General features: G+C 62.3%; 19 protein-coding genes. 8 read left to right on the top strand and 11 right to left on the bottom strand.

Annotated features, from left to right (window positions below; translation table 11 throughout):
• Nucleotides 1-98: 98 nt before the first annotated feature.
• Nucleotides 99-1,364 carry a M23 family metallopeptidase gene (locus IPM16_19065; GenBank protein ID MBK9125205.1) on the top strand — a complete coding sequence of 422 codons (1,266 nt, stop codon included), beginning with the start codon at nucleotides 99-101 and terminating at the stop codon, nucleotides 1,362-1,364.
• A gap of 82 nt (nucleotides 1,365-1,446) precedes the next feature.
• Here the strand turns inward: IPM16_19065 and IPM16_19060 are convergent, their stop codons facing one another.
• Both IPM16_19060 and IPM16_19055 read right to left on the bottom strand, forming a co-directional pair.
• Nucleotides 1,447-2,004 carry a hypothetical protein gene (locus IPM16_19060; protein MBK9125204.1) on the bottom strand — a complete coding sequence of 186 codons (558 nt, stop codon included), beginning with the start codon at nucleotides 2,002-2,004 and terminating at the stop codon, nucleotides 1,447-1,449.
• Nucleotides 2,005-2,009: 5 nt separating this feature from the next.
• Complete coding sequence (locus IPM16_19055; protein ID MBK9125203.1) at nucleotides 2,010-2,819, bottom strand: hypothetical protein; 810 nt, start codon at nucleotides 2,817-2,819, stop codon at nucleotides 2,010-2,012.
• 192 nt (nucleotides 2,820-3,011) lie between these two features.
• On the opposite strand from IPM16_19055, the gene IPM16_19050 reads away from it, so the two are divergent.
• The 7 genes from IPM16_19050 (at nucleotide 3,012) to IPM16_19020 (ending at nucleotide 10,079) form a co-directional block, all read left to right on the top strand.
• Entirely contained in the window at nucleotides 3,012-4,055 is a 1,044-nt protein-coding gene (locus tag IPM16_19050) for a hypothetical protein (protein ID MBK9125202.1), read from the top strand.
• A 237-nt stretch (nucleotides 4,056-4,292) separates the two neighbouring features.
• Complete coding sequence (locus IPM16_19045) at nucleotides 4,293-5,315, top strand: hypothetical protein (GenBank protein MBK9125201.1); 1,023 nt, start codon at nucleotides 4,293-4,295, stop codon at nucleotides 5,313-5,315.
• 166 nt (nucleotides 5,316-5,481) lie between these two features.
• Nucleotides 5,482-6,516 carry a hypothetical protein gene (locus IPM16_19040; protein MBK9125200.1) on the top strand — a complete coding sequence of 345 codons (1,035 nt, stop codon included), beginning with the start codon at nucleotides 5,482-5,484 and terminating at the stop codon, nucleotides 6,514-6,516.
• Between the two features lie 110 nt (nucleotides 6,517-6,626).
• Nucleotides 6,627-7,655, top strand: coding sequence for a hypothetical protein (locus IPM16_19035; GenBank protein MBK9125199.1), 1,029 nt, complete (start codon nucleotides 6,627-6,629; stop codon nucleotides 7,653-7,655).
• 174 nt (nucleotides 7,656-7,829) lie between these two features.
• On the top strand, nucleotides 7,830-8,858 hold the full coding sequence (locus IPM16_19030) for a hypothetical protein (protein MBK9125198.1): 1,029 nt from the start codon (nucleotides 7,830-7,832) through the stop codon (nucleotides 8,856-8,858).
• A gap of 174 nt (nucleotides 8,859-9,032) precedes the next feature.
• Nucleotides 9,033-9,452 carry a hypothetical protein gene (locus IPM16_19025; protein ID MBK9125197.1) on the top strand — a complete coding sequence of 140 codons (420 nt, stop codon included), beginning with the start codon at nucleotides 9,033-9,035 and terminating at the stop codon, nucleotides 9,450-9,452.
• 48 nt (nucleotides 9,453-9,500) lie between these two features.
• Nucleotides 9,501-10,079 (top strand): hypothetical protein, encoded by a 579-nt coding sequence (locus IPM16_19020; protein MBK9125196.1) that lies wholly within the window; start codon nucleotides 9,501-9,503, stop codon nucleotides 10,077-10,079.
• Nucleotides 10,080-10,172: 93 nt separating this feature from the next.
• On the opposite strand, the gene ftsH is transcribed toward IPM16_19020, so the two are convergent.
• From ftsH to IPM16_18975, 9 genes are all read right to left on the bottom strand, one after another.
• A complete protein-coding gene (gene ftsH, locus IPM16_19015) occupies nucleotides 10,173-12,410 on the bottom strand; it encodes an ATP-dependent zinc metalloprotease FtsH (protein ID MBK9125195.1) in 2,238 nt (745 codons plus the stop codon).
• Between the two features lie 332 nt (nucleotides 12,411-12,742).
• Nucleotides 12,743-13,696, bottom strand: a complete 954-nt coding sequence (locus tag IPM16_19010; GenBank protein ID MBK9125194.1) for a complex I NDUFA9 subunit family protein — start codon at nucleotides 13,694-13,696, stop codon at nucleotides 12,743-12,745.
• Complete coding sequence (locus IPM16_19005; protein ID MBK9125193.1) at nucleotides 13,693-15,642, bottom strand: glycosyltransferase family 39 protein; 1,950 nt, start codon at nucleotides 15,640-15,642, stop codon at nucleotides 13,693-13,695. Before IPM16_19005 ends, IPM16_19010 begins: the two co-directional genes overlap by 4 nt.
• Nucleotides 15,639-17,951: a glycosyltransferase family 39 protein gene (locus IPM16_19000; protein ID MBK9125192.1), complete on the bottom strand. Its 2,313-nt coding sequence runs from the start codon at nucleotides 17,949-17,951 to the stop codon at nucleotides 15,639-15,641. The genes IPM16_19005 and IPM16_19000 overlap by 4 nt, the downstream gene beginning before the upstream one ends.
• Entirely contained in the window at nucleotides 17,952-18,650 is a 699-nt protein-coding gene (locus IPM16_18995; protein MBK9125191.1) for a metal-dependent hydrolase, read from the bottom strand.
• Between the two features lie 24 nt (nucleotides 18,651-18,674).
• On the bottom strand, nucleotides 18,675-18,992 hold the full coding sequence (locus IPM16_18990; protein MBK9125190.1) for a hypothetical protein: 318 nt from the start codon (nucleotides 18,990-18,992) through the stop codon (nucleotides 18,675-18,677).
• A gap of 31 nt (nucleotides 18,993-19,023) precedes the next feature.
• Nucleotides 19,024-20,001 (bottom strand): NADPH:quinone oxidoreductase family protein, encoded by a 978-nt coding sequence (locus tag IPM16_18985; protein ID MBK9125189.1) that lies wholly within the window; start codon nucleotides 19,999-20,001, stop codon nucleotides 19,024-19,026.
• Nucleotides 20,002-20,187: 186 nt separating this feature from the next.
• Complete coding sequence (locus IPM16_18980) at nucleotides 20,188-23,052, bottom strand: bifunctional transaldolase/phosoglucose isomerase (GenBank protein MBK9125188.1); 2,865 nt, start codon at nucleotides 23,050-23,052, stop codon at nucleotides 20,188-20,190.
• Nucleotides 23,053-23,077: 25 nt separating this feature from the next.
• A complete protein-coding gene (locus IPM16_18975) occupies nucleotides 23,078-23,539 on the bottom strand; it encodes an RpiB/LacA/LacB family sugar-phosphate isomerase (GenBank protein ID MBK9125187.1) in 462 nt (153 codons plus the stop codon).
• Between the last annotated feature and the right edge of the window lie 12 nt (nucleotides 23,540-23,551).

The raw sequence follows: 23,551 nt of genomic DNA, 5'->3' as shown, positions 1-23,551 counted from the left end.
CGTTGGCGTAGTCCAATCGCCTGAAAGCCGCGGTTGTCACCGGCATGGCGCGGTGCTAATCTGCTCGCGTGCGGTTTCCGCACGGAGGAATGTACTGTATGTTCGAAGAACCCCCGGTCCGGCCGGACGATACCCGTCCAACCACCACCGTACCGATGTTGAATGCGCCGCCGCCCCGCCGCCGTGGGCCCGGTTTGTTCGGGCTGATCAGCCTCGGCGGAACGCTCTTGTTCGTCATTGGCGCGCTGATCGTGCTGCTGGTCGACCCGCAGACCGGGCCGCCGAGCGAGCAGGTCATGATTGCCAACACGGATTCACCCGCTGCGACCGCTACCTTGCCACAGCCGACCTCAGCCCCACAGGACGCGGCGACTGCGACCACAGCCCCCGAAGTTGTCGTGCCGGAGGCGCTGCCGACGGTCGATGGCGGGTTGATCGCGCAGCTTTTGGAACGACCGGTGCAGGCGGTCGGCGGTCCTAACCCGTTCGTGATTTCGCGTGACGGCCTCGACCCGTTCACGATCATCCCGGATCGGCCGCGCAACACCGTCATCGAGTACGTCATCCAGCGCGGCGACACAGTGTCGGACATCGCGCAGCGCTTCGGCCTCGAGCAGAACAGCATCGCGTGGAGCAACGACCGCCGCCAGCTCTGGACGCTGATCCCCGGCGACATCCTGTACATTCCGCCGGTCGACGGTGTGGCGCATATCGCCGTGGGCGATGCGACCATCCGCGACATCTCCGAGTACTATAAGGTTGACGATCCGTACGTGGTCATCGACAGCGAGTACAACCAGCTCAAGGGGTACACGCCGGATATGGTCCCGCCGGTCGGAATGCGTGTGTTCATCCCCGGCGGCACGGGCGAAAATATCAACTGGTCGCCGCCGATCGTGCAGGGCACGTCGAGCGGGAGCGGAACCGGATCGTCCGCGCCGCCCAACACCGTGTCGTTCAATGCCGGGCCGGGAAGCTGCGGCGCGCAAGAGATCGGCCCATCAGTCGGCTGGCAGCGCCCGTTAAACGGCTATACGATCACTCGCGGATACGCGGAATGGCATCCGGGGATCGACCTCGCCGCGAGTGTCGGCGCGCCGGTCATGGCGGCCAACAGCGGGCGAGTGATCTTTGCCGGGTGGAGCGACTGGGGCTACGGCTATGCCGTCGTGCTGTCGTCAGGGCCGTTCCAAACGCTCTACGGCCACATGAGCGCGGTCAACGTGCGCTGCGGGCAGGTCGTCAGCATCGGCCAAGTGATCGGTGCGGTCGGATCGACCGGCAACTCGTCCGGTCCGCACCTGCACTTCGAGCTGATGTATAACGGCATACGAGGCAACCCGGCGGCGACGATCCCGTTCTGAGGCTCCACATCACGTGCCGATGTGATCAGCGCGGCACAACGCCCCGGTTTTTGCCGGGGCGTTTGATTCTTTGCGACGACGGTCAGACGGCCGGCCCGGTGCCGATCGCGCGGACGACCACGCCGGCCAGCAGCACGAACGCCCAGATGTAGCTACCCATCGCCGGACGTTTCTTTGCGGTCGTCTCGACGAAGATGAAGAACGGCAGGCAAGCCGCGGTCGCGATTCCGTACACGATGTGTTCGGGTTGGCCGGGCTGCACACCGAACACCAGCAGCAGCACGAAGCCGAGGATCGCTTGCAGCAGCATGGACCCGAACACGACGTACGCCCCACGCCGGAACCACGGCGTTACGTCGTCTTTTCGCACGACGCCGAGTACGAACGCCACAATGCCCATGACCGCCGCTGCGATCAGTCCGTATCGGCTGAGCTGGTAATGCACCGCGCGGGTGACCAGATACGCGTTCAGCTCGCCGAAGCGCGAGACAGCGTCGATGATGGCGACGACGATGAACGCCACTGTGGCAGCCAGCAGCAAACCATCGAACAGCGTGACGCGCAGCTCGAACGGTTTTTCGGGCACACCCTGAACATAGACCCGCTTCTTGCGCTCCGATTGAGGGGCTGTTTCCGCCATGCCAGTTAGTCCCCGACCGCCTGCGCGGGCCGCTGCTTGCGCGCCTCGGCCGCGTCGCGCACGTCGTCGACGGCACGCGATGCCAGCATGAAGCCGATGAAGATCAGGATCGCGCCGGCCATTTCGCCGAAGTATTTGTAGGACGGGTCGCCAAGCCGGATCAGTGCGCCGGCGAATGCCGGGAACAGCCCGCCTGCCGCGATCAGCAAGTTGCCGATCATCCGGTCGCGCATGATCTGCTTGCGGCGGAACAGGAACGCCGAGTAGATCGCGCCGCCGACCAGCGCGATCGTCCCCCATACGTTCATGATCGGGCTGAAGAAGCGCACCGTCCCGCGCGACTCGGCCGGGAAGATACCGGCGCGCACGACATTGCCTTGGGCGTCGGTCACGTCGCGGTAGACCTCGGTCATGTCTTCGCCAGCTTCCCAGTTTTCGGCACGGTACTGCGTCATGAAGGTCATCGGCAGGGTCATCAGGCTGACGAGGATCAGCACCATCATCAGGTTGCGGGCGAGATTGCCTTTGCGCGCCAATAGGTACACCGTGCCCTGCCCGAGCCACGCGGCGACCATCAGCGCACCCGACCAGTACCACAAGCTGAAGAAGAACGGCGACCACGCGAAATATAGTACGACCTGCGACAGGACGCCGAGGAAGTACATCAACAGGCCGATGCTCCACGCTAGAAGGTGCGGCGCAGGACGTCCCTCGCGGCGCTTGGCGAGCCAACGCCGGAACACAAGTGCGGTGAACACACCGGTCACAAAGGTACCGATAACGGAGACGATGAGGCCGAGCGTGACGTCGCCCATGAGAAGCCCTCCCTAACCCCAAACCTGCAAAAATCTACGAAATTGTACTCTTGTTTCGCGTACACGCGACAGCGAGTTTGGCGCAGCTACACACCCAGACCCCGCACATGTGTTGCGCAATATGGCGATTCGTAATTCAATTCATGTAGTTGCAGGGAATGCCCCTGCATCATTGCAGAACCGGAGTGGGCTATGAAGCGTCTTCTATCTCTCATCGTCGCTGTCGTCATCATCATGTCCGTTGCGGTGGCGGAGCCTGCCGCCGCGCAGGACGAACGCGCGACCGGAAGCCAAATGACTATTCTGGGGGTGAATTTTACCAGCAGCTGCAATCAGCTCGTCCCTCTAATCTACGGGCGAACGTCTGAGCCTATGTATCTCGCTGCAACGGCCATCTACGAGGGCCAGATTGTCGCTGATGCCTTCGTTTCGGCCAATTATCCGACTGGCATAGTGGGGACTGCCACACTGGGTTACAACAACCACCGAGGCCGGGCGCCCGTCAACGTCTGGCCACTCACGCCCGGTAAGAAGGTCGAGTATTTCCTGACGCTGTTCACACTCGATCTTCAGCCCGTCTATGAGGCGCGGGCAGTGTTCGCCAGCTGCGACGCGACGACCTTAAAGTCGTCTACTCATGGTCCAGCACACAACCTGCTGGAGAATCACAGCTTCGAGGCGTTAGGCGTTTCCGCAGGGGCGCTCGATCCGAATCTGGCCGCGTTCTGGCAGGGCAGCAATACGTTCAACGATACGCGTGTCTGTGATCCACCGCGTGCGGGGTCGTCCACCTACGAAGGCGACTGTGGCTTCCTGTTCATCGCCGAGCCGAGCGCCAAGTCCAAGATCAAGCAGACATATACCGGCAACATCGGGCAGAAGAAGGACATCGCTTACCTTCACGGGTTCGCGCAGTCGTTCATCGGTTACAGCGGCGGGGCGAAGGTGAAGGCTAAGCTGTTGTTCGCCGACGGCACGTCGAACACACTGGCCGTCACCTTGCCATCCGGGGAAGACCTGTACGGCACGTACCCGAATGGAACGCCGTTCGAGGCGTTCATGAAGCTTCAGAAGCCGATCGTCTCGGCGACGGTGATCATTCAGCAGAAGTTCGGGTCAGGCAACATCGCGTTCGATGCCGTGACGCTGTCAGTGTTTACCAACTCGAACACGTCGGTGCGCGCGCTGCCGGTGCCGGAGGCTGGCGCGACGCCGGTCGATCTGCTCGGCGGCTAGTCGCTCCCGGAACCGACATACCGAAGAGTCATCAGCGCCCCGGCCAATCGGTCGGGGCGCTCTACTACTAGTAGACTCAACGCTCCATCCACAAAGCCTTACGGAAAACCAACGTTCGCATTGAGGCCCGCCGTGTCAAGTGTTGAGGCCGGTTGCCGCGCGCCCCGTAAAGATTTTCAATGGGAACGGGGACAATACGGTCCTAGATCAACTATCGAGAACTCAAGGAGGTTCGAGATGAAACATCTCTCGCGCTTCGGTCTCGTAGCGATCTGCGTAGTGCTTGCGCTAGTCAGTGTGGGTGTTACTTCAGCAGAGGAGTTGCGTTCGACCGAATTTTACATTGTGACCGGCGTAGAACTGGGTGGAGACTGCAGCAGTTTCAGCATATCGACACACCGCTTTGTCGGCACAGACCGTCGCCTGACGATGCTTGTGATCCAGAACGGCGTCATCGTACAGGACTTTGCCGGAACCTTCAGCGGCCTCAACGGTGTCAGTGGTCTCGGTGTCTTCCACCAGAACAGCCGCGGGCTGGCGCCCGTCAATGTGTTTCCTCTCGCGGCCGGGGTCAAGATCGAAATCATCATCGGCCTATGGACGAACGAGTGGGAGCCACTCTACGAGTGGCGCGGGCGGGTCAAAGACTGCTCCGACCTGACGATCCCACTGAAGAAAGTCCAGTACGGGCCGGCCCACATGCTCACACAGAATCATAGTTTCGAGGCGGTCGGCCTCGACGCAGGCGGAGTGACAGATAACAATCTGGCGGCCTACTGGAAGCCGAAGAACGCGGCGAACGATACGCGTCAGTGCGGCGGTTCTGATGCCTATGTCGGGAACTGCGGCCTCGATCTTGTCGCGGACCTGCTTGTGGCGTCGAAGTTTAAGAACATCTACAACGGAACCGTCGGCGCCGATGGCGACAACCTGCTGCTGAACTTCTACGCCAATCCGAGCCCCGGCTATGCGGGCGCGGGCAAAGTCAAAGCCAAGGCTGTGCTCGCAGACGGCAGTGTTATCAAGTTTTCTATCCCCATCCCGACTTCGCCGGCCGGCTATACCGGAATGCCGTACTTTGCGTGGGAGAAGTTGAGCGCACCGATCGTTTCGGCGAAGGTCGTCATCAAGCAGGGCATCGGCAGTGGCTCGGTGTCGCTCGATTCCGTGTCGCTGTCCGTGTTCACCAATGCGCATGGAACACGTGCGCTACCGGTACCCGCGGCGCGTGATTCGAGCAGTGGCCACGACAATCAGTAGTACGATTTACTGCGCCTTTGGTCAAAAAGACGCCCCGGCCAATCGGTCGGGGTGTCTTCTTGCCGTGGGCCGATTCTCGGCCGAGTTGCGCAATATTGCTTTTCGTCATTTAATGCAGGTATTCGCACAGAACATTCCGTGCAACAGGCAGCGATTGGAGCGCGCAATGAAACGTGTTGTGACTTTGATCTTGGGTCTCGTCCTTGTCATGTCCCTTGCCGTGGCGGGTCCTGCCGCCGCGCAGGACGAACGTGTCACCGGCAGCGAAATCGTCATTCTGAACGTTCGCGGCACGAGTAACTGCTCGGACTTCGGCATGGATGGCTATTTTCGAACGACGGGACTGGTTTACTTTGCCGCTACCACCCTCTATGACGGCCAAATTGTTCAGGACTTCTTCGCGCCGTTCAACAACACGTTCCCTGACGGGGCGTCCGTCTTCCTTGAGGAAGGTTTCCTAAACACCCGAGGCCGAGCTGTGGATGTGTGGCCGCTGACACCCGGAAAGAAGGTTGAAGTGTTCTGGACGCTGTATTCGCCGGACCTGCAGCCCTTCTATGAAGCGCGCGCGGTCGTCACAAGCTGCGATTCGACCACGCTCAAATCGTCGGCACACGGTCCGGCGCATCAGCTCATGGAGAATCACAGCTTCGAGACGCAGTCCCCGTTTGACGCGGATGCCGCGGTATTCTGGCAAGGGAATAACACGTTTAACGACAGCCGCGTGTGCGATCCGCCCGGGCCAGCATCTCCGACCTACCACGGCAATTGCGGGTTCCTGTTCATCGCCGAGTCGATTGCCAAGTCGAAGATCAAGCAAACCTATACCGGGACCATCGGGCAGAAGAAGGACATCGTCTACCTGCACGGGTTTGCCCAGTCGTTTGTTGGATACACGGGCGGCGCGAAGGTCAAGGCCAAGCTGTTCTTCGCCGACGGCACGTCGAACACGCTGGCCGTGACGCTGCCTGCGGGAGAGCATCTGTACGGCGCGTTCCCGAATGCCACGCCGTTCGAAGCGTTCATGAAGCTTCAGAAACCGATCGTCTCGGCGTCTGTGATCATTCAGCAGAAGTTCGGGTCAGGCAACATCGCGTTCGACGCGGTAACGCTTTCGGTGTTCACCAACTCGAATACACCGCTGCGCGCGCTGCCGGTGCCGCAGGCCGGCGCGACGCCGGTCAATCTGCTTGGCGGCTAGGTGCTGGCGGCAGAAGCATTAAGTAGATAACTGCGCCGGTGATACATGGCACACGCTAAGGGTGACTGATGTTTCGACCAATAACCGAAATGCCAATAGGAGAGAGCCCGATGAAATCCAACCTGACTTTGACGCTCGTGGTGGTTGTGCTTCTGGCCGTCCTGATGTCCAGCACGGTCACCGCACAGGAAGAACGCTCGGCCTCGGACTATCTGGTAGTCCTCGGCGTCAATCCGGGGAGCACTTGCAGCAACAATTCACTCAACCTGTTGCGACAGCGCTCGACGAACGTCCTGATTTCGACGCTTGCGTTCTACGATGGGGTCATCGTGTCGGACTACATATCAGAATACGTGCCGGCAGATGGCGTGGCCAGTTGGGCTACCGCATATGGCAACGCACGCGGGCTGGCGCCGGTCAACCTGTGGCCCCTCACACCCGGCAAAGAGTTGACGTTGATCATTACGATATGGTCACTTGATCACGAACCTATCTACGAGTCACGTGTAACGCTGGCAAGCTGCGACTCGCTGGTGCTGTCCAGCAACGAACACGGACCTGCCCACTCATTGACCCGTAACCATAGTTTCGAGGGGGTTGGAGTAGACGGCGGAGGTTTGCCCGATCCGACAGTGGCTGCTTTCTGGAAGGGCAAGAACGCCGGCAACGATTTGCGGACCTGCGACACAACGGCCAATTTCGTCGGACTGTGCGGTCTGAAGCTCACCGCCGATCCGGCCACCAAGTCGAAGTTCACCAACAAGTACAACGGTCGAATCGGACAGGTGGGCGACATCGTGCTGCTGCAAGCCTACGCCAATGCTTTGCCCGGCTACACCGGCGGCGGAAAGGTGATCGGCAAGCTCACGCTCGCGAATGGCCAGATATTGAAGCTGAGCGTCGACGTCCCGGCTTTGGCATCGTGGACGCCAACTGATACACCGCTGTTCGTTTACGCGGACCTTCCTGCAGCGGTTACCGCTGCCAAGACGATGATCAAACAGAACACGGGTCTCGGCTCCGTGGCGCTGGACGTTGTGATGCTCAGCGTGTTGACCAACGCCGGCGACGCGCCACGCTCGGTCCTACCGGTGCCATCGTTCGGTGCATTGGGGCTGCAGGAGGCCCCGCTTCACTAACGCGCTCCGCTGCATCAGACGCATAGCAGACTCACCAGCGCCCCGGCCAATCGGTCGGGGCGTTTTGGGGCGGCGTGTCATAATACTGCGAAACCACTTGCGCGTTTTCACAGATTCCAAGATGATTGTCCTGCTCACTGGGGAGCATGTCCCTTATCGCACATTGGAGGAGTTATGTCTGTTCGCGTTCTCAATCGTTTCGTCGTTGTCCTGTCGTTGATTATGCTGCTGCTCGTCACGAGTGTTAGCGTTCTTGCGCAGGATGCCCGTGGCGACGTGTTCGTTCAGTTCACCGGTGTCGATGCTGGAAGCAATTGCAATGACATAGGCATGGACTATATTCGCAGCCGCACCGACGGCCTCATCTTCGTCGGCCAAGGCTTCATCAACGGCGTGAAGTTCCACGACGATGTCTTGCAATTGGCGGGGAGTGCTTATGGCCCGAGCGGCTGGGGTTTCTTCTTCGTCAACGATCGCGGCGATGCCACCAATCTTTACCCCCTCACGCCCGGCCTGCCGATCGACCTCGTCGTGACCATCTTTACCGCGGACTGGCAGCCGATCTACGAGGCCCGCGCGCGTCTGAGCAGTTGTGACTCAACCACCATGAAGAGCTCGTCTTCGGGGCCGGCGACGCAATTGCTGATGAACCACAACTTCGAGCTGGGCGGCTTTGACGGCGTAAGTGTCATTCCGTCAACTGCCGCGTTCTGGAAGGGCAAGAACACGACCAACGACTTCCGTACCTGTGACGGTCCTCCGGGGCCGGCGTCGGCGGTGTTCAACGGCGCGTGCGGGTTCAAGTTCGTGTCGGACCTCGCGGTCAAGTCGAAGATCCAGCAGAAGTACACCGGCAACATCGGCGTGGCAGGGGACCTTGTGTACTTTTTGGTTCATGCGCAGGGCTTTGCGGGGTACGGTGGTGCCGCCAAGCTGCAAGCCAAGCTGACGCTGGCCAACGGCGCGGTCGTCAAGCTCGTCCCTGAGGCGATTAGCGCCGGCACTAGCACGTATGGCTATGCGTACGACGCTTCAGTCAAGCTGACGTCGCCGGTCGTCTCAGCGAAGGTCAAGCTTCAGCAGGGTTTCGGAAGCGGCAGCATCGCGTTCGATGCCGTGACGCTGTCCGTACTCAGCAGCACACCGACTGAACTACGTACGCTTCCGGTGCCCAGCGGCACCCGGACATGGGAGAACGGCTAGACTAGCCGGCCCGCAGACAGCCTGAGAATCACCAGCGCCCCGGCCAATCGGTCGGGGCGTTTTAGCTGCTGGTTACGGTGCCCCAAACCTCCGCCCGAGTTGCGCAAACCCGCGAAGCGCCATTAAATGGGGATTAGGTGGACATCCCATCGACCGCAAATAAAGAGTGGAGGAATGATGTTCAGGCTAATCGTCTTACGGTCAATCCCGATTGCAGTCGCCTTGATCCTTGCCGTGGTAGTCGCCGTTGCTGGTGTATCGGCCCAAGACGACCGTTCCGCACAAGACTTCGTCGTGTTTCTTGGCGCGAGTTCTGGGAACTGCAATGGTCCTGTCGCACAAATCCTTCGCCATCGGTCAACGAACGTCTACATGACCGGGACCGTCGTCTATAACGGCTCGATCGTGAGCGACTCAGCATGGGAGTACGCACCAGATACGGGTCAGACAGGCCTGTTTTTCGGCTACTACAACATGCGTGGACTGGCTCCCGTCGACCTTTATCCGCTCGCTTCAGGAACGCCGCTCTACATAACCGCAACCGTATGGTCACTGGACTGGGAGCCGCTCTACGAGACCCGCGGCATGCTGTAAAGCTGCGACTCCACGCAGGTCACCAATATCGAACACGGTCCAGTACACGTGTTGACACGCAATCACAGCTTTGAGGCCATTGGCCTGAATGCGCTCGGCAATCCAGTATCCACCGTCGCGGCATTCTGGAAAGGCAAGAATGCCACCAACGATATCCGCTTGTGCGACACGACCTCGAACTTGCTTGGTACCTGCGGGCTGAAGCTGGTCGGCGACGCGTTCGTTAAATCCAAGTTCGTCAACAAGTACAGCGGGACAATCGGCGCGGCTGGGGATACCGCGTTCCTCTACTTCTACGCAGATGCCTTCCCGGGTTACACAGGCGAAGGCAAGGTCATCGGTAAGTTGACGCTGGCCAATGGACAGAAGGTGAAGATCAGCCTTGACCTGAACGCTTCGGCATCGTGGGATCACGTTCCCGAAGCAACGCCGAAGTTCGTCTCCGCCACGCTCACGGCGCCGGTCGTCTCCGCGAAGACGATGGTCAAACAGGGCTACGCCACGGGATCGATCGCGGTGGATGCCGTCACGCTCAGTGTCGTGACAAACACGGACGATGCGCCGCGCGCGGCGCTGCCCGTGCCGGCGTTTGGCGCGTCGCAATCGTCCGGCGCAGAGCTTCAGTAGAGCGAACCCCACCCCAACAACCAAAATGAATCACCAGCGCCCCGGCCAATCGGTCGGGGCGCTGCAGTTCAATACTCGGGCTTTCCGTGCGGGCTACTCGTCGCCGGTGCGGCGGTCGAGCGGATGCACCGGGCCGGACGGCTTGCCCGGCTTGGTGTCCGGGAACTTCGAGTCGTCGACCGACTCGGTCTGGCGCGCGTCGATCATGTCATCCGCGCCCGGATCGACCTTCGACACGTCGTCGTCCTCCAGCAGATCGAGCGACAAGTCCGTCGGCTTGTCCTGATCCTTCGGCGCGTCTTTCTCCTCAGCCGTCGGCTCGTCCTTGTGCGGCGCGCTGCCGTTGGACTTGACCGGTTCCTTGGAGGTCGGCTCTTTGAAGACGTTCTCGGCCAGCTCAGCCAGCTTGTCTTCCATGCCGATGATCTTGTACATCTCCTCCTGCCCGATCACCTCGCTGGTGAGCAGGGCCTGCGCCAGCGCCTCCAGCTTGTCCTTGTGCTGGGTCAGGAGCTGGAGAGTCTGGGCGTAGGCTTCCTCCACCAAGCGGCGCACCTCGGCGTCGATCTTGGCGGCGGTCTCCTCGCTGTAGTTGCGGCCCTGCGACAGCGCGTAGCCGAGGAACGGCTGGCGCTCGTCGTCGCCGAAGTTCAGCGGGCCGACAGAATCGCTCATGCCCAACTGCGACACCATCGCGCGGGCGATGCTCGTCACCTGCCGCAGGTCGGAGATGGCGCCTGATGTCACCTCGTGGAAGATGATCTGTTCGGCTGCGCGGCCACCCATGCCAGTCACCATGCGCGCACGCAAGTAGGATTCGGACTGATAGCCCCGGTCCTCCGGCATGAAGACGGTCACGCCGCCAGCCATACCGCGCGGCACGATCGTCACCTTCAGCACCGGGTCAGCGCCCGGGGTCAGCGCGGCGGCAAGCGCGTGGCCGGCTTCGTGATACGCCGTGATCATGCGTTCGCGTTCGTTGGAAAGCGGCGGGCGTTCGTTGCCCAACACGATGCGGTCGAAAGCATCGAGGAAGTCACGCATCATGATCCGCTTGCGGTTGCGGCGGGCCGCGCCCAACGCCGCCTCATTGGCGAGGTTGGCGAGATCGGCGCCGCTGAAGCCGATCGTGCTCTTGGCGATGTCGCCCAGCTTGACGTCTTTGTCGAGCGGCTTGTCGCGCGTGTGAATCTTGAGGATCGCCTCACGGCCGGACTTGTCGGGCAATCCAACGGTCACCTGACGATCAAAGCGGCCCGGACGCAGCAGTGCGGGATCGAGCACGTCGGGCCGGTTGGTGGCCGCCATGACGATCACGCTCTCGGTGCGGTCGAAGCCGTCCATCTCGGCCAGCATCTGGTTCAAGGTCTGTTCGCGCTCGTCGTGACCGCCGCCGAGTCCTGCGCCGCGCTGGCGGCCGACTGCGTCGATCTCGTCCACAAACACGATGCTCGGGGCGTTCTCTTTGGCGCGACGGAACAGGTCACGCACGCGCGAGGCGCCGACACCGACGAACATCTCGACAAACTCCGATGCCGCGATGCTGAAGAACGACACGTTCGCCTCGCCGGCGACGGCGCGCGCCAGCAGCGTCTTGCCGGTGCCCGGCGGGCCGACCAGCAGCACGCCGCGCGGGATTTTCGCGCCAAGCGCGATGTACTTGTCCGGTTCTTTGAGGAAGTCGACTACCTCGACGAGTTCGGCCTTGGCGCTGTCTTGCCCGGCGACGTCGGCGAACTTGACCTGCGGACGCTCGACGGTGTACTCACGCGCTTGCGTGCGGCCAAAGTTAAATGCGCCGCCCATCTGGCGCTGCGCGCGCCGCGCCGACCACACGAAGAAGCCGATGATGAGGATCAACGGGCCGAAATTGATCAGGAACAACAGGATCGGGTTGACTTCCGTCTGCTGAAAGACGATCTCGGTGCCGTTCTCGCGGGCGAGCGTGTAATACTGCTCATTGCCGTCGGTGGGAAGCGTGACCGAGAAGCGCGTGCCGCCCGGATAGTCGCGCACCTGGCCGGTCGCGTCCTGAATACGCACGGAATTGCGGAACGCACCGGTTGCGGTTGCGTCGCGGACGACGAGCTGCGAGACGTTGCCCGCCTCGGTCTGCGCGAAAAGTTCGCTGTAGCTGATGAGCACTTGGCTGCCGCTCGAGCGGCCGCCCAACAGGTCGGGCAGGGTCAGCAGTGTCCAGACCAGGAACAGCACGAGGAGCGCGGGCCACACCCACCGGCGCCAGTCTTGTTGAGGCGGCTGAGGGGGTTGGCCATCGGGCCCGCGCGGTGGCTGGTTGCCCTGATTATTGTTGTTATTCCCGAATTGCATTGACGAGGCCTTTCATGCCGATAGTCGTGGCGGAGTATAAACCCGCAACATAAGAAATTCGGTAAAATCGCGGGGTATCGGTCAGACGCCCCCGTAAGCCCTCAACGTTTGGGGGCCGGCGGGAAGACGCATACACAGTCAGCCGTGTCGAAACTCGGCGCGAGAACGGCGCTTCAACCCCTCCATCATAGCGGCGAATCGCACCACGTGAAGACCACGGTTGACGTTAACCGCCACGGGGACTCCGTAAGTGAACTCAGCGGTTCCCTCGTGTCCGCGGACGCCCGCCTCACCGCCCTGACGACAAGCTCCTGATCTCTGATCTTTACCGCCTAGTTCACGGTCGCATTGCGAAAGAACTTCGCCAACGTGTCGCCGAAGGTGTTATCGCGCAGATAGGCGAGGTTCTTGCCGCTAAAGGGGATCGGGTCCATCTTGAAATGGTTGACTAGCGCGTTGTCCTCAATGGTGTTTGGCACGGCCAGCAGGTCGAGCAGGCTGGTCGTGACCGGCGAGCCGGGCAGCACGCGCTCCATCACCCATACGGCCGGGCGCAGCAGCCCAACCGGCGCCGGCACCATGATCCGCCGTGCACCGACCGCTTGCATCACGCGTTTCTCGATCTCACCGAGGGTCAGCACTTCCGGCCCGCCCAGCGCCAATTCCTTGCCGATGGTACTGTCGTCGGACACGCTGCGCACCGTGGCCTCGACGACATCATCGACGGACACGGGCTGGAACAGCGCTTTGCCGCCGCCGACCAGCGGGAACACGATCGGCGTGACTTTGAGCAGGCGGGCGAAGGTGTTGAAGAACTCGTCTTGCGGGCCGAAGATCGCCGATGGACGCAGGGCCGTCCATGCCGGGGCATGTTCGGCGACGTACGCCTGCGCGCGCCCCTTGCTGCGCAAGAAGCGGTAGGGCGAGTCGGGCGTTGCGCCGTTCTGGCTCATGTTGATGAACCGTTGAACGCCTGCCGCCACCGCCGCGTCTACGACGTTGATCGTGCCTTGGTAGTTGACGTCTTCGTAGGTCGTGCCGCCTTTCTCGATGGCGATGGCGACGAGGTGAATGACCGTGCTGACGTCCTCGAACAACGGCTTGATTTTCTCGCGTTCACGCACGTCACCATTGACGATCTCGATCTTCGAGGCCACGTCGCCAAGCCGTTTGGCGGTCTTATCAGTGTCGCGCACCATGGCACGCACGTTTTTGCCCTGTGCGACGAGTTGTTTCACGATGTTGTTGCCGAGATAGCCGTTGGCTCCGGTGACGAGAATGGTCATGGGTCTGTTCCCCTGTCGCACACGCTGATGTCGGCAAGCAGGAGCAGGTCGCCGTCTGGGTTGACGGGGAGTCGCTCGCCGGGATACTCTGGATTGTAGAAGCCGATCATAAGCCGATACTGAGCCGGCGTTAAATCGTTCGGAATCAACAGCGCGTGGCGGTCGACGATGATCTCGCCGGGCGTCCATGTGGTCGTCGGGCGCTGATATGCGACCGGCTCGGCGTCGCGCTGCGCCACCAATACCCCGCTGGCATCGAGTAGCTGTACGGTGATCTTGTAGTTGGCTGGCGGGACCGCGTCGGCGCTAAATTCGAGCATGAGGTTGAGCACGTCTCCGGGTTCGACGTCGGTCGCGCTGATCGCTGCCGACGCCAGCGCGATCTGCCCGCCGGGGAACGCGAACACGCCGTCGACGTCGAGCGCTTGGCCCGTCTGCTGCGGCGTGACGTAACGGGCGAGCCGCACGCTGCCGAACCAGCGCTCGTCGATCGGGAAGGCTTCGGTATTCAGCATGGTCTCGACCACGGCCTGCGGGTCGCGCTCGTCGGTACCCCACAATACGGCATAGATGCGGTCGTGGCGTGCGATCAGGTCGCGCACGGCGTCCTGTGTCGCCTGCACATCGACCGTCAGGCCAATCGGCAGCGGCACCAGCTCCCACCCCGGGCCGAAACGTGCCGCGTAGTAGCCGAACACTTCGATCTGGCCCGGCGCGTTGAGGATGACGGCGGCGTTCGGCTGACCGTCTGCCGCGATGGTCTGCGCGATCCCGCGGTAGTCGTCACGCTGAAACTGCGGGTCGGTGTGCAGCGCGCCGATGCCACCGCGCGCGCCCCACACGATAGCGAAGACGGTCAGGACGGCGACGCCGCGCGTGAGCCGTTGGATGCGCGGGTCGTCACGGGTAGCCGGAAAGTGCCACAATACCCACGCGCCGCGCCCCATCCACAGCGCCATCGCGATCTGTGCTGGCAGCAGAAACTTGAGGTTGGCAGGCCGGAACAGGTCAAGCGCCAGAAAGCCGGCGACTGTCAGCACGACCCACAGCGGTGGCAGTGCCAGTTTCAGGGCGCGCGGGATCGGCGGAGGCGAGTCGGACGCGGGCGACCGCACGTGATACAGGCCGAGCGCCATCAGCAGTACTACGCCGACCGACACGCCGACCGTCGCATACGTCGGCCCGACTGTCAGCCACCCGAAGGCGACCGGCAGCGCTTCGCTGAGCGGCACCGGATCGCCCGTGCTGCCCCAGTTGGCGATCTGGGTCATGGCGATGCGCAGCCACGGCAGGTACAACAGGATTGCGACTCCGTAGCCGACAGCGACACGCGAGACGACCCGGCCGGTCCGGTGTCCGTGCCACAGCGCCCACGCCAGCCACAGCAGGCCGAAGACAGCGTGAGTCGCCAGTACGCCGGCAAAGGCATAGTTGGTGTACAGACCGCCAGCGGTCGTCAGGGCCAGCGCGACCGCGCCACGCCAGCGCGGCGCGGTAAGGACGTCGATCAGCGCCCATGTCGACGCGGCGGCAAACAGCGCGAGCAGCGCGTACATGCGCGCTTCCTGGGCATACGTGATGCTAAACGTGTTCACCGCGACGACAGCCAGCGCGGCAAGGCCGGCGGTGTCGCCGTACAGCCGCTTGCCGAGCGCGTATGCCATCACCGTGCTCAACACGCTCGCCAGCGCCGAGAGCGACCGCAGCGCGAACTCGCTGTCACCAGTTAGCACGCGCCATCCGGCCAACAGCCAATAGTAGCCGGGGGGATGGATATCGGCAGCCGCGTTGATCGCGATGTCGGCAGGCGAACGCAGCGATTGACCGTAACTGTTGCCTTCGTCGTTCCACAGCGACTGCGCGCCGAGCTCGCTGAAGCGGACGCCTGCCGCGAGCAGAATCAGCCCGACGGCAATCACGAGGACGAGGCGTTGGTGGAGGGTCATGGTCGTACCTCGAACGTCCCGATCACGGCGAGGTTGTCGCGCACAGAGTCGGCGGTAGCCGGCAGTCGCGCGAGGTCGCCGCGCGTGTACCACCCGACCGCCACCGTGTACTGCCCCGGCGGCAGGTCGGCAGGCAGTGCGACGGTGCGCGCGTCGTAGACGATCGAGCCGGGGATCCACACACGCGCCGGATATCCGTCGATCTCGCCGTCGGCATTGGTGAGGAATACACCGTCCGCGTCGAAGATCTGGACTGTTGCGGTCAAGTCCGGCGGCGGGGCGGACTCGATGCGCCACACAAGCGAGACGTCCAGCGTGTCGTCCGTCCGGTGCAGTAGCGCCCCGTCGAGCGACACGACACCGCCGAAATCGGCCGGTGCCGGGACGGTCGCAGGCAGCGGCGCCGTGCTGACGTGTACCCCGGCGTCGATCAATAGCGGACGCGCCGTGCCGGTGGCATCGACCGTCGGAAGTGTCGTCAGGCCGTCGGTCTGCCATTTCAGTTCAAGCCGAAGCAAGCCCGTGCCGATGTCACACCCTGCACAGTCCGAAAGCAGCGGCGCGGTCGGTACGTCGGCGCGATAGATCACGCCGTCTACGAGCGCATCGGTCGGCGCCATGCCGGGATACACGGTGATCTGGCCGAGGTTCTGCGCCCCGCGCGGGCTGAGCCACGCGACGGTCAATGCCGGGTTGCGCGCGTCGCTGCCGGTCAGGTACAGCGTCAGCGACGGAGCGTCGTCGCGCGCGATGGTGCGCGGCAGCGGATCGTAGCCGAGCAGGGTCAGGTTGCCGCCTTCGACCGTTATGCCCAACGGAACGGCGCTGGCAGGCACAGCATCGACGGATTCGATTCGAGGGTAAGCCGTACGGATCACGGTATATGGCATCAGCGCGGTCATCGCCAGCAGAGGCAGCGTCAGCAGCACCGCGTAACGGCCGAAGATCCCGCGCCAGCCCAATGCCAGCAGCGGGATCATACCGACCAAGCCGGGGAACAACAGCCGGCCATACGAGATGTCGACCGAGCCGGTGCCGACCACCAGCATCGCCATCGGCAGCACCGCCGCGAGCAGCAGGACGGGCAGTACCGGAGGCGAGGTCCAATCGCGGACAAGTGCTCGCAGTGCATCGGATGGCTCGGCAATCCGCGTATAGGAAAGGAGGTGGGTGATCCAACCCAGGAATGCGAGGCCCATCAGCCCAAACACCGTGAGGTACAGCCATGTCGGCCCGTAGACCGGCTGATGCAGATGCCCGATCATCAGCCAGAACGACTGCCAGATGCGCGGCGTCTCCGCGATCAGCCCGCCCGACTCCCTCTCGACCGCGAACGCGCGGCCCCACAGCGCCGCCGTGGCGTCCAGCGCCAGCGGATCACCGTACAGCTCGAGGTTGCGCAGGTACCACCACCCGGCGTTGAGCGCCAGCGCCCCGCCGATGGCCGCGACCACGATTACGGCCTGCACGCGTGTGATCGTGCCGCGTCGCAGCGTAAATGCTAGCCCCGCGACTACGACCACGCCGACTGCCAGGCCCGTGAACTTGGTCAGCGCAATGGCCGACATGAGCAGCGCGATCACCGCCCAATCGTAGCGGCGTAGGCCGAAGCGCAGCATGCGCAGCGTCCACCACACCGCCGCCGCGCTCAAAAGCGTGACGAGGTTGTCGTTGTTGACGCTGGCGCTGATAGCGGCGAAGGTCGGGATGCTGGCGGTCGTCAGCATCGACGCAAGAGCGACTGCCGACGAACCTGTAGCAAGGTGCGCCGTGCGATAGATGCACCACAGCGTTCCGCAAGCGAGCGCGAGGCTGAACAACCGCGCGATCCACACCGCACGGACGGTCTTGTCGGGCGTGATACCCGGTGCGTGCAGCCACTGGTTGTGGTTTTCGGCCCGCAGCCCCCACGTAAACACGAGATCGTTGGAGCGCAGCAGGCTGGCGATGTCCGAGCGATCGGTGGCGGCGATTAGCACGGCGGCAAGTGTGTAGTACAGCGGCGGCTGATGCGACTCGACCGACCACTGCGAGACGACGTCCCCGGCGGCCGCCGCGGCATTGAGGTCGTCGCGCGAGGGGATGATCGGCAGCGCGCCGGTCTCGGCAAGCGCGTGGACATACAGGAAGTGCGCGGCCTCGTCGGACGCTTCGAATAGCGGAACCGCCACCGCGCTGCTCAGCGCAAGCAAAACGAACAGCGCGAGGATCGTAACCGCTACAACTTTCGCCGCAAGCGGCTGTTCAAAGCGTGCAAACGCCCCCTCGGCAGTCCGCAGTGAGGGGGCGTTGAGGCGCGATGCGCTCATTTAGGCCAGCGTGTGACTCTCGCCCGGCTTGAGGACAATTGGCGTCGCGTCAGTGTTTGCCCTGATCTCAGCCGCCCACGCATCGCCGTCCTGCGCGATGGTGGGGAAGGTGTTGTAGTGCATCGGCACGACGAACTTGGGCGCGAGCAGCTTGGTGGCCCGTACCGAGTCACGAACACCCATCGTATAGTGGTCGCCGATACACAGGAAAGCCGCGGCGAGGCCGTCTTCGCCGAACAGCGCCATATCGCCGAACAGCGCGGTGTCGCCGGAGTAGTACAGGCGGCGTCCATCGGGCGCGGTCAACACAAAACCCTGCGGGTTTCCGCCGTAGCTCCCATCGGGCATGCTGGATGAGTGAAACGCCTGCACGAAGGTCACCTTGACGAATCCGGCGTCGAACGTGCCACCGGTGTTCATGCCGACCGAATGCCCTTTGTTCAGCCCATGCTTGTCGAACCACCCGCCAACCTCGACGTTGCTGAGGACTTTGGCCCCGGTACGATTGGCGATCGAGACGACATCGGTCACGTGATCGCCGTGGCCGTGACTGACGACGATCAGGTCGGCTGGTAGCTCGGATGCTGATGTCGGGGCTGCAGGATTGCCAGTCAAAAACGGGTCGACGAGTAGTTTGTGGCCATCGAAATCAAAGAGAAACGTGGAGTGGCCCAGCCACGTGAACGAAATGGCAGTCATTTTGTCTTGCTCCTGCTAACTGATCTACTGGTTCTTCGCCATGTAGGTGAGCGCCTTGCCCTGCGTCCGGTTAGCGGCGAGGAGTTCGAGCATCACCTGATAGAACTGGCCCATCGCCGCCAACACCAAGCCACCGACCAGACCCCCAATGATGACAAGCGCGCCGGTCAGCGTGTAGGTATTACGCAGGGATGCGTCTGCCAGATCGCCTAGGAGCAGGCTGGGCCGAATGATCAGCACCGATCCGAAGAAGATGCCGGCCAGAGCCGCCACGATTCCGAGGATAATCAGCAGCAGTGCCACGAGGCGTAGAAAAATGTAGCGGCGTTCTCTTTTTCTCATGTCCACATCCCCCTAGGTAAGCGCATGCCCGTTACGGTTTGATGATGACTTTACCTATGTTTTTGCGGTTCTGCATGTGATTGAACGCATCGACGGCGTTTTCAAGCGGAAAAGGCGTGTCGATGACCGGTTTGACCGCACCCGAGAGCACCATCTCAAGCACGCGCATTGTATCTTGTACTACCCGGTCGCGCGCCTTTTCGAAGTACTCGCTCAGGAAGTAGCCCACGATCGTTTTATTCCGGCGCAGGATTTCACTGGTGCGGATTTCGTTGACCTCGGTACTCGCGATACCAAGGACGACGATTCGCCCGGCAAATGCCAACAGGTCACGATAGCTTCGCCAAAACACGTCGCCGCCGACCGACTCAAGAATCAAGTCCGCGCCTCGGCCGTCGGTGAGCCGAAGGACATCCTCGACCCAATTGTCGGCGCCGTAGTTTACGGCGTCCGCGCCGAGGCCGATGATCGTGTCGCACTTGGTATCGTTGGATGCGGTGCCGATAATCTTGCCCGCGCCCAAGTGCCGCGCCATTTGGATTGCCAGTGTGCCTACACCGCCCGCCGCCGCGTGGATCAGCACCGTTTCGCCGGGTTTCAGGCCGCCGTGTGTGTCCAGACAGTGCAACGCCGTCAGACCTTGAACGATCAACGCCACGGCGAGGTCGGACGTCATGGCGTCCGGCAGCGGGGACACAGCGCCCTGATGCGCGATGCAGTACTCCGCCAGCGCGCCGGCACCGATCGTCGCGTAGACGCGCTGGCCGGGCTGCACGCGCGTGACCTCCGGCCCAACGGCGTCGACTACGCCTGCCAGCTCACGGCCGAGCACCTGCGGAAGCTCAGTGCGTTGCAGGTAGCGGCCTTCGCGAATCATGATGTCAGAGTAGTTGAGGCCGACCGACTCAACCTTGATGCGTACCTCTTTGCGGCCGGGGTCGGGGATCGGCATGTCGATGACCTGCATGACCTGCGGGCCGCCCAACGACTCAATCCAGATTGCTTTCAAGACCCACTCCAATCATCAATGACCAATATCGTTCGGGGCGCTGCACCAAGACCTGCAAACAGGTTTTCGCCCTCTGGATTCCAACATCACCTCCCGGCCCCCTCTCCAACTTGGAGAGGGGGTGTCGAGCAAAGGAAGGCGGGGGTGCGGTTCGGCTGGAGGTGCGGAGGCGCCGCCTCTGCCACGTTAGCGGCGGCGCTCCTCGAGCAGATCGAGCGCATGGTTCAGGACATCGAAGCCTTCGGCCCCGCGACTGCCGAGGTGCAGGCGAATTGCGCGGCACTTATGGGCATCGAGGGCCTCGAAGTCGCCGCTGGCCTGCGCCATATTGAGCGTCGAGAAGCTGAACGGCATGTCCGGGATCTCCAGATCGCGCTCGTAGTCGGCGGTCAGCAGCACAAACACGCCGTTGTTCGGGCCGCCCTTGTGAAGCTGTCCGGTGCTGTGCAGGTAGCGCGGCCCGTAACCGCCCGTCACCGCGCGCTTGGTGATGTGTCGCAGGCGCCGACGCACGTCCGCCATGGCCTTGTCGGTTTCCGGCGTGGTCGGCAGGTAGGCGAGCAAGGCGAAGTAATCGCCGGCCATCGTGCCTGCGAAGTGCGCCGCGATCAGTTGTACCATATCGGTACGATCGAAATTGTGCTGGCTGCTCAGCTCGCGGATGATGCCGATCGAATGGTGATCGGCATACAGATGGACACCGTGCTTCTCGGCAATCGGTACGGGCGACGGGAGTGTGCCGTAGTCCTTGAAATGTTCGAGCAGCCGTGCCGTATTCTGCTTGCTTTCAGTGACGTTCGGTTCGTCGAACGGGTTGACTGCGAGAATCTTCCCGGCTACGGCGGTCGCGTATTCCCAACGGAAGAATTCGCCCCCGAGCGCATAGCAATCCTTGACGACCAGCGTCAGGCGCGGGTGACCCGCTTCGCGTAGTGCACGGATCTGGGCGTCCATCACAGCATTAGCCGGGTCGTCTTTCACCTTGATGTAGATGAACAGTCGATCGCTAGCGTAATCGTGCGGCATACCGACGGTCGAGCCGACCACCGGAACGATACCCTTGCCTTCCTTGCCGGTGCTTTCGGCGATGAGCTGCTCGGCCCAACTGCCAAACGCGGCGATGCTCGGGCTGGTGAAGATGGCGACCTTATCGCGGCCTTTCGTCGCAAGAATGCCCATCAGCGCACCGAGATAGGCCGCCGGGTTCTGATTAATGATGATGCCCGGACCGCACGCCCGCATCATTTCGGTGGCGCTGCCCCACAGCCGATCGAGATCGAGGCCGATGACCGCTGCTGGCACCAGTCCGAAGTAGCTGAGCGCACTGTAGCGCCCGCCGATGTCGGCCGGATTTTCGAACACGTCGAGGAAGCCTTTGGCACGCGCTTCCTCGGCCAGCGTGGTGTCCGGGTCGGTGATCGCGACAAACTGCTTACCGTTCTGCCCGGTGCGGTAGTAGAAGTAGTTGAAGAATGCCTGCGTCTCGATGGTCGTGCCGGACTTGCTGCTCACGATAAACAGCGTCGTGGGCATGTCCAGCTTGGCTTCCAGCGCGGCGATCTGGTCGGGATTGGTGCTGTCTAGCACGTAGAGTTTGGGGAACCCGGTCGAACTCCCGAACGTGGTAGCCAGTACTTCAGGCGCGAGGCTGCTGCCTCCCATGCCGAGCACGACGGCGCCGGTGTACTTGTCCTTGACGCTGCTTTGGAACGACTTGAGGCGGCCGAGGTCGATTGTCTTGTCGACGTCGAGCCAACCGAGCCGATTCTCGATCTTGGTGATCGTCGGGGCGTGGTTCTTCCAGACACTGCCGTCCTTGTTCCAAATGCGGCCGGCGATAAACTCGTGATCGAGTTGCTTGACGATCGCGCGGAAGTCTTCGGCATACATGCCCAGCGCTACGTTTTGGCTGCCGATGACGCCGCTGATCAACACTGCGCGTTTGGCGTCGAGCTGCTGGATCAACGCCTCGAACGACTCGGCGAACGAGTCGACACCATCTTCGAGCAGCTGATGGGTGATCTGGTTGAAGTCGATCCCGGCCTCTTTGAGCTGGTTCAGCGTGTCGTGCGCGCTGTCGAGGTCTTGGGTCAGCGTCTCACTGGCGGTACCGTGGTCGGCGAACGCCGCCAAGGTATCGGGCGGCAGTGTGTTGACCGTATGCGGGCCGATCAGCGCGTCGACGTACATCGTGTCGGGGTAGGCCGGGTTCTTGGTGCTGGTCGAGGCCCACAAGGGGCGCTGAACCCACGCGCCGGCCTCGCGCAGCGGCTTGAAGCGGTCGCCTTCAAACAGGCGGCGGAACTCCATGTAGGCGGCCTTGGCGTTGGCGATGGCCGTTTTGCCGAGCAGTTTGCTGTTGAGCGTCACGCGGTCCAGGTCGCGGGCCTGGGCGGCGCGCACGTTGCCGTCGAGCATCTTGTCGACCATTGTGTCGATACGGCTGACGAAGAAGCTGGCGACCGAGGCGATACCGCTGACCGGTAGACCTTCGGCCAAACGCCGTTCCAGCCCGCGTATGTAGGCCTCGGCGGCGCGCACGTACGCCGATACGGCGAACAGCAGTGTGACGTTGATGTTGATTCCGGCGTAGATCGCCTCTTCGATAGCCGGGATGCCGGCGGGCGTGGCCGGAATCTTGATCATCACGTTGGGCCGGTTGACCTCCGCGAACAGACGTTTGGCGTCGGCCAGCGTGCCGACGGTGTCGTTCGCGAGGTGCGGCGAAACCTCGAGGCTAACGTAGCCGTCGCGGCCTTCGGTGCGGTCGAACACCGGCTTGAACAGATCGGCTGCGGTGCGGATATCGTCAATCGCCAGCTTCTCATATAACTCGACAATCTCGAGTTCAGGATTGGCGGCGATGTCAGCGTCGTAGTCGTCGCTGCCGCCGATCGCCTTCTGGAAGATAGTCGGGTTAGACGTCACGCCGACGACGCCCATCTGGTCAATGTACGACTGATAGGTGCCGTCGTGCAGCAATTTACGGCGAATGTTGTCCACCCAAATGCTTTGACCAAGTGCCTGAACATCTACCGGTGGGTTGCTCATGATGTCTCCTCTAAGTAGTGCAGGATTATTGAGTGTTGAGGTGGCCGCGTTCGATGGCCTGCAGCTTTTCGAAACGACGTTCATACCGCGAGTCCGGGTTGGGCTGCGCCCGTACGAAGGCTTCGATGAGTTGTTCGGCCAACGCCGGGCCGACAATGCGACCGCCCAAGCACAGCACGTTCATCCGGTCGTGCTCAACGCCTTGTGCGGCGCTGTACGTGTCATGGGCGATGGACGCGTAGATCCCGTTGAACTTATTGGCCGCTATGCACGCCCCTACACCGCTTCCGCATACCACGATGCCGCGTTCGGCGAAGCCGTCGAGGACGGCATGCGCGACAGCGGCGGCGGTATCGGGGTAGTCGGCGCGCACGGCGTCGGTCTGCACGCCGAGGTCGATCACGTGATGACCATTGGCGGCCAGATAGGCGACGATGTGTGCTTTGAGGGCGTATCCAGCGTGGTCGCTGGCAATGGCGAGCTTCATTCGGCGGCCTTT

Origin of the sequence: Candidatus Flexicrinis affinis, from assembly GCA_016716525.1 — a bacterium.
Classification (GTDB): Bacteria; Chloroflexota; Anaerolineae; order Aggregatilineales; family Phototrophicaceae; genus Flexicrinis; species Flexicrinis affinis.
This window is presented reverse-complemented; position numbering and strand designations above follow the sequence as displayed.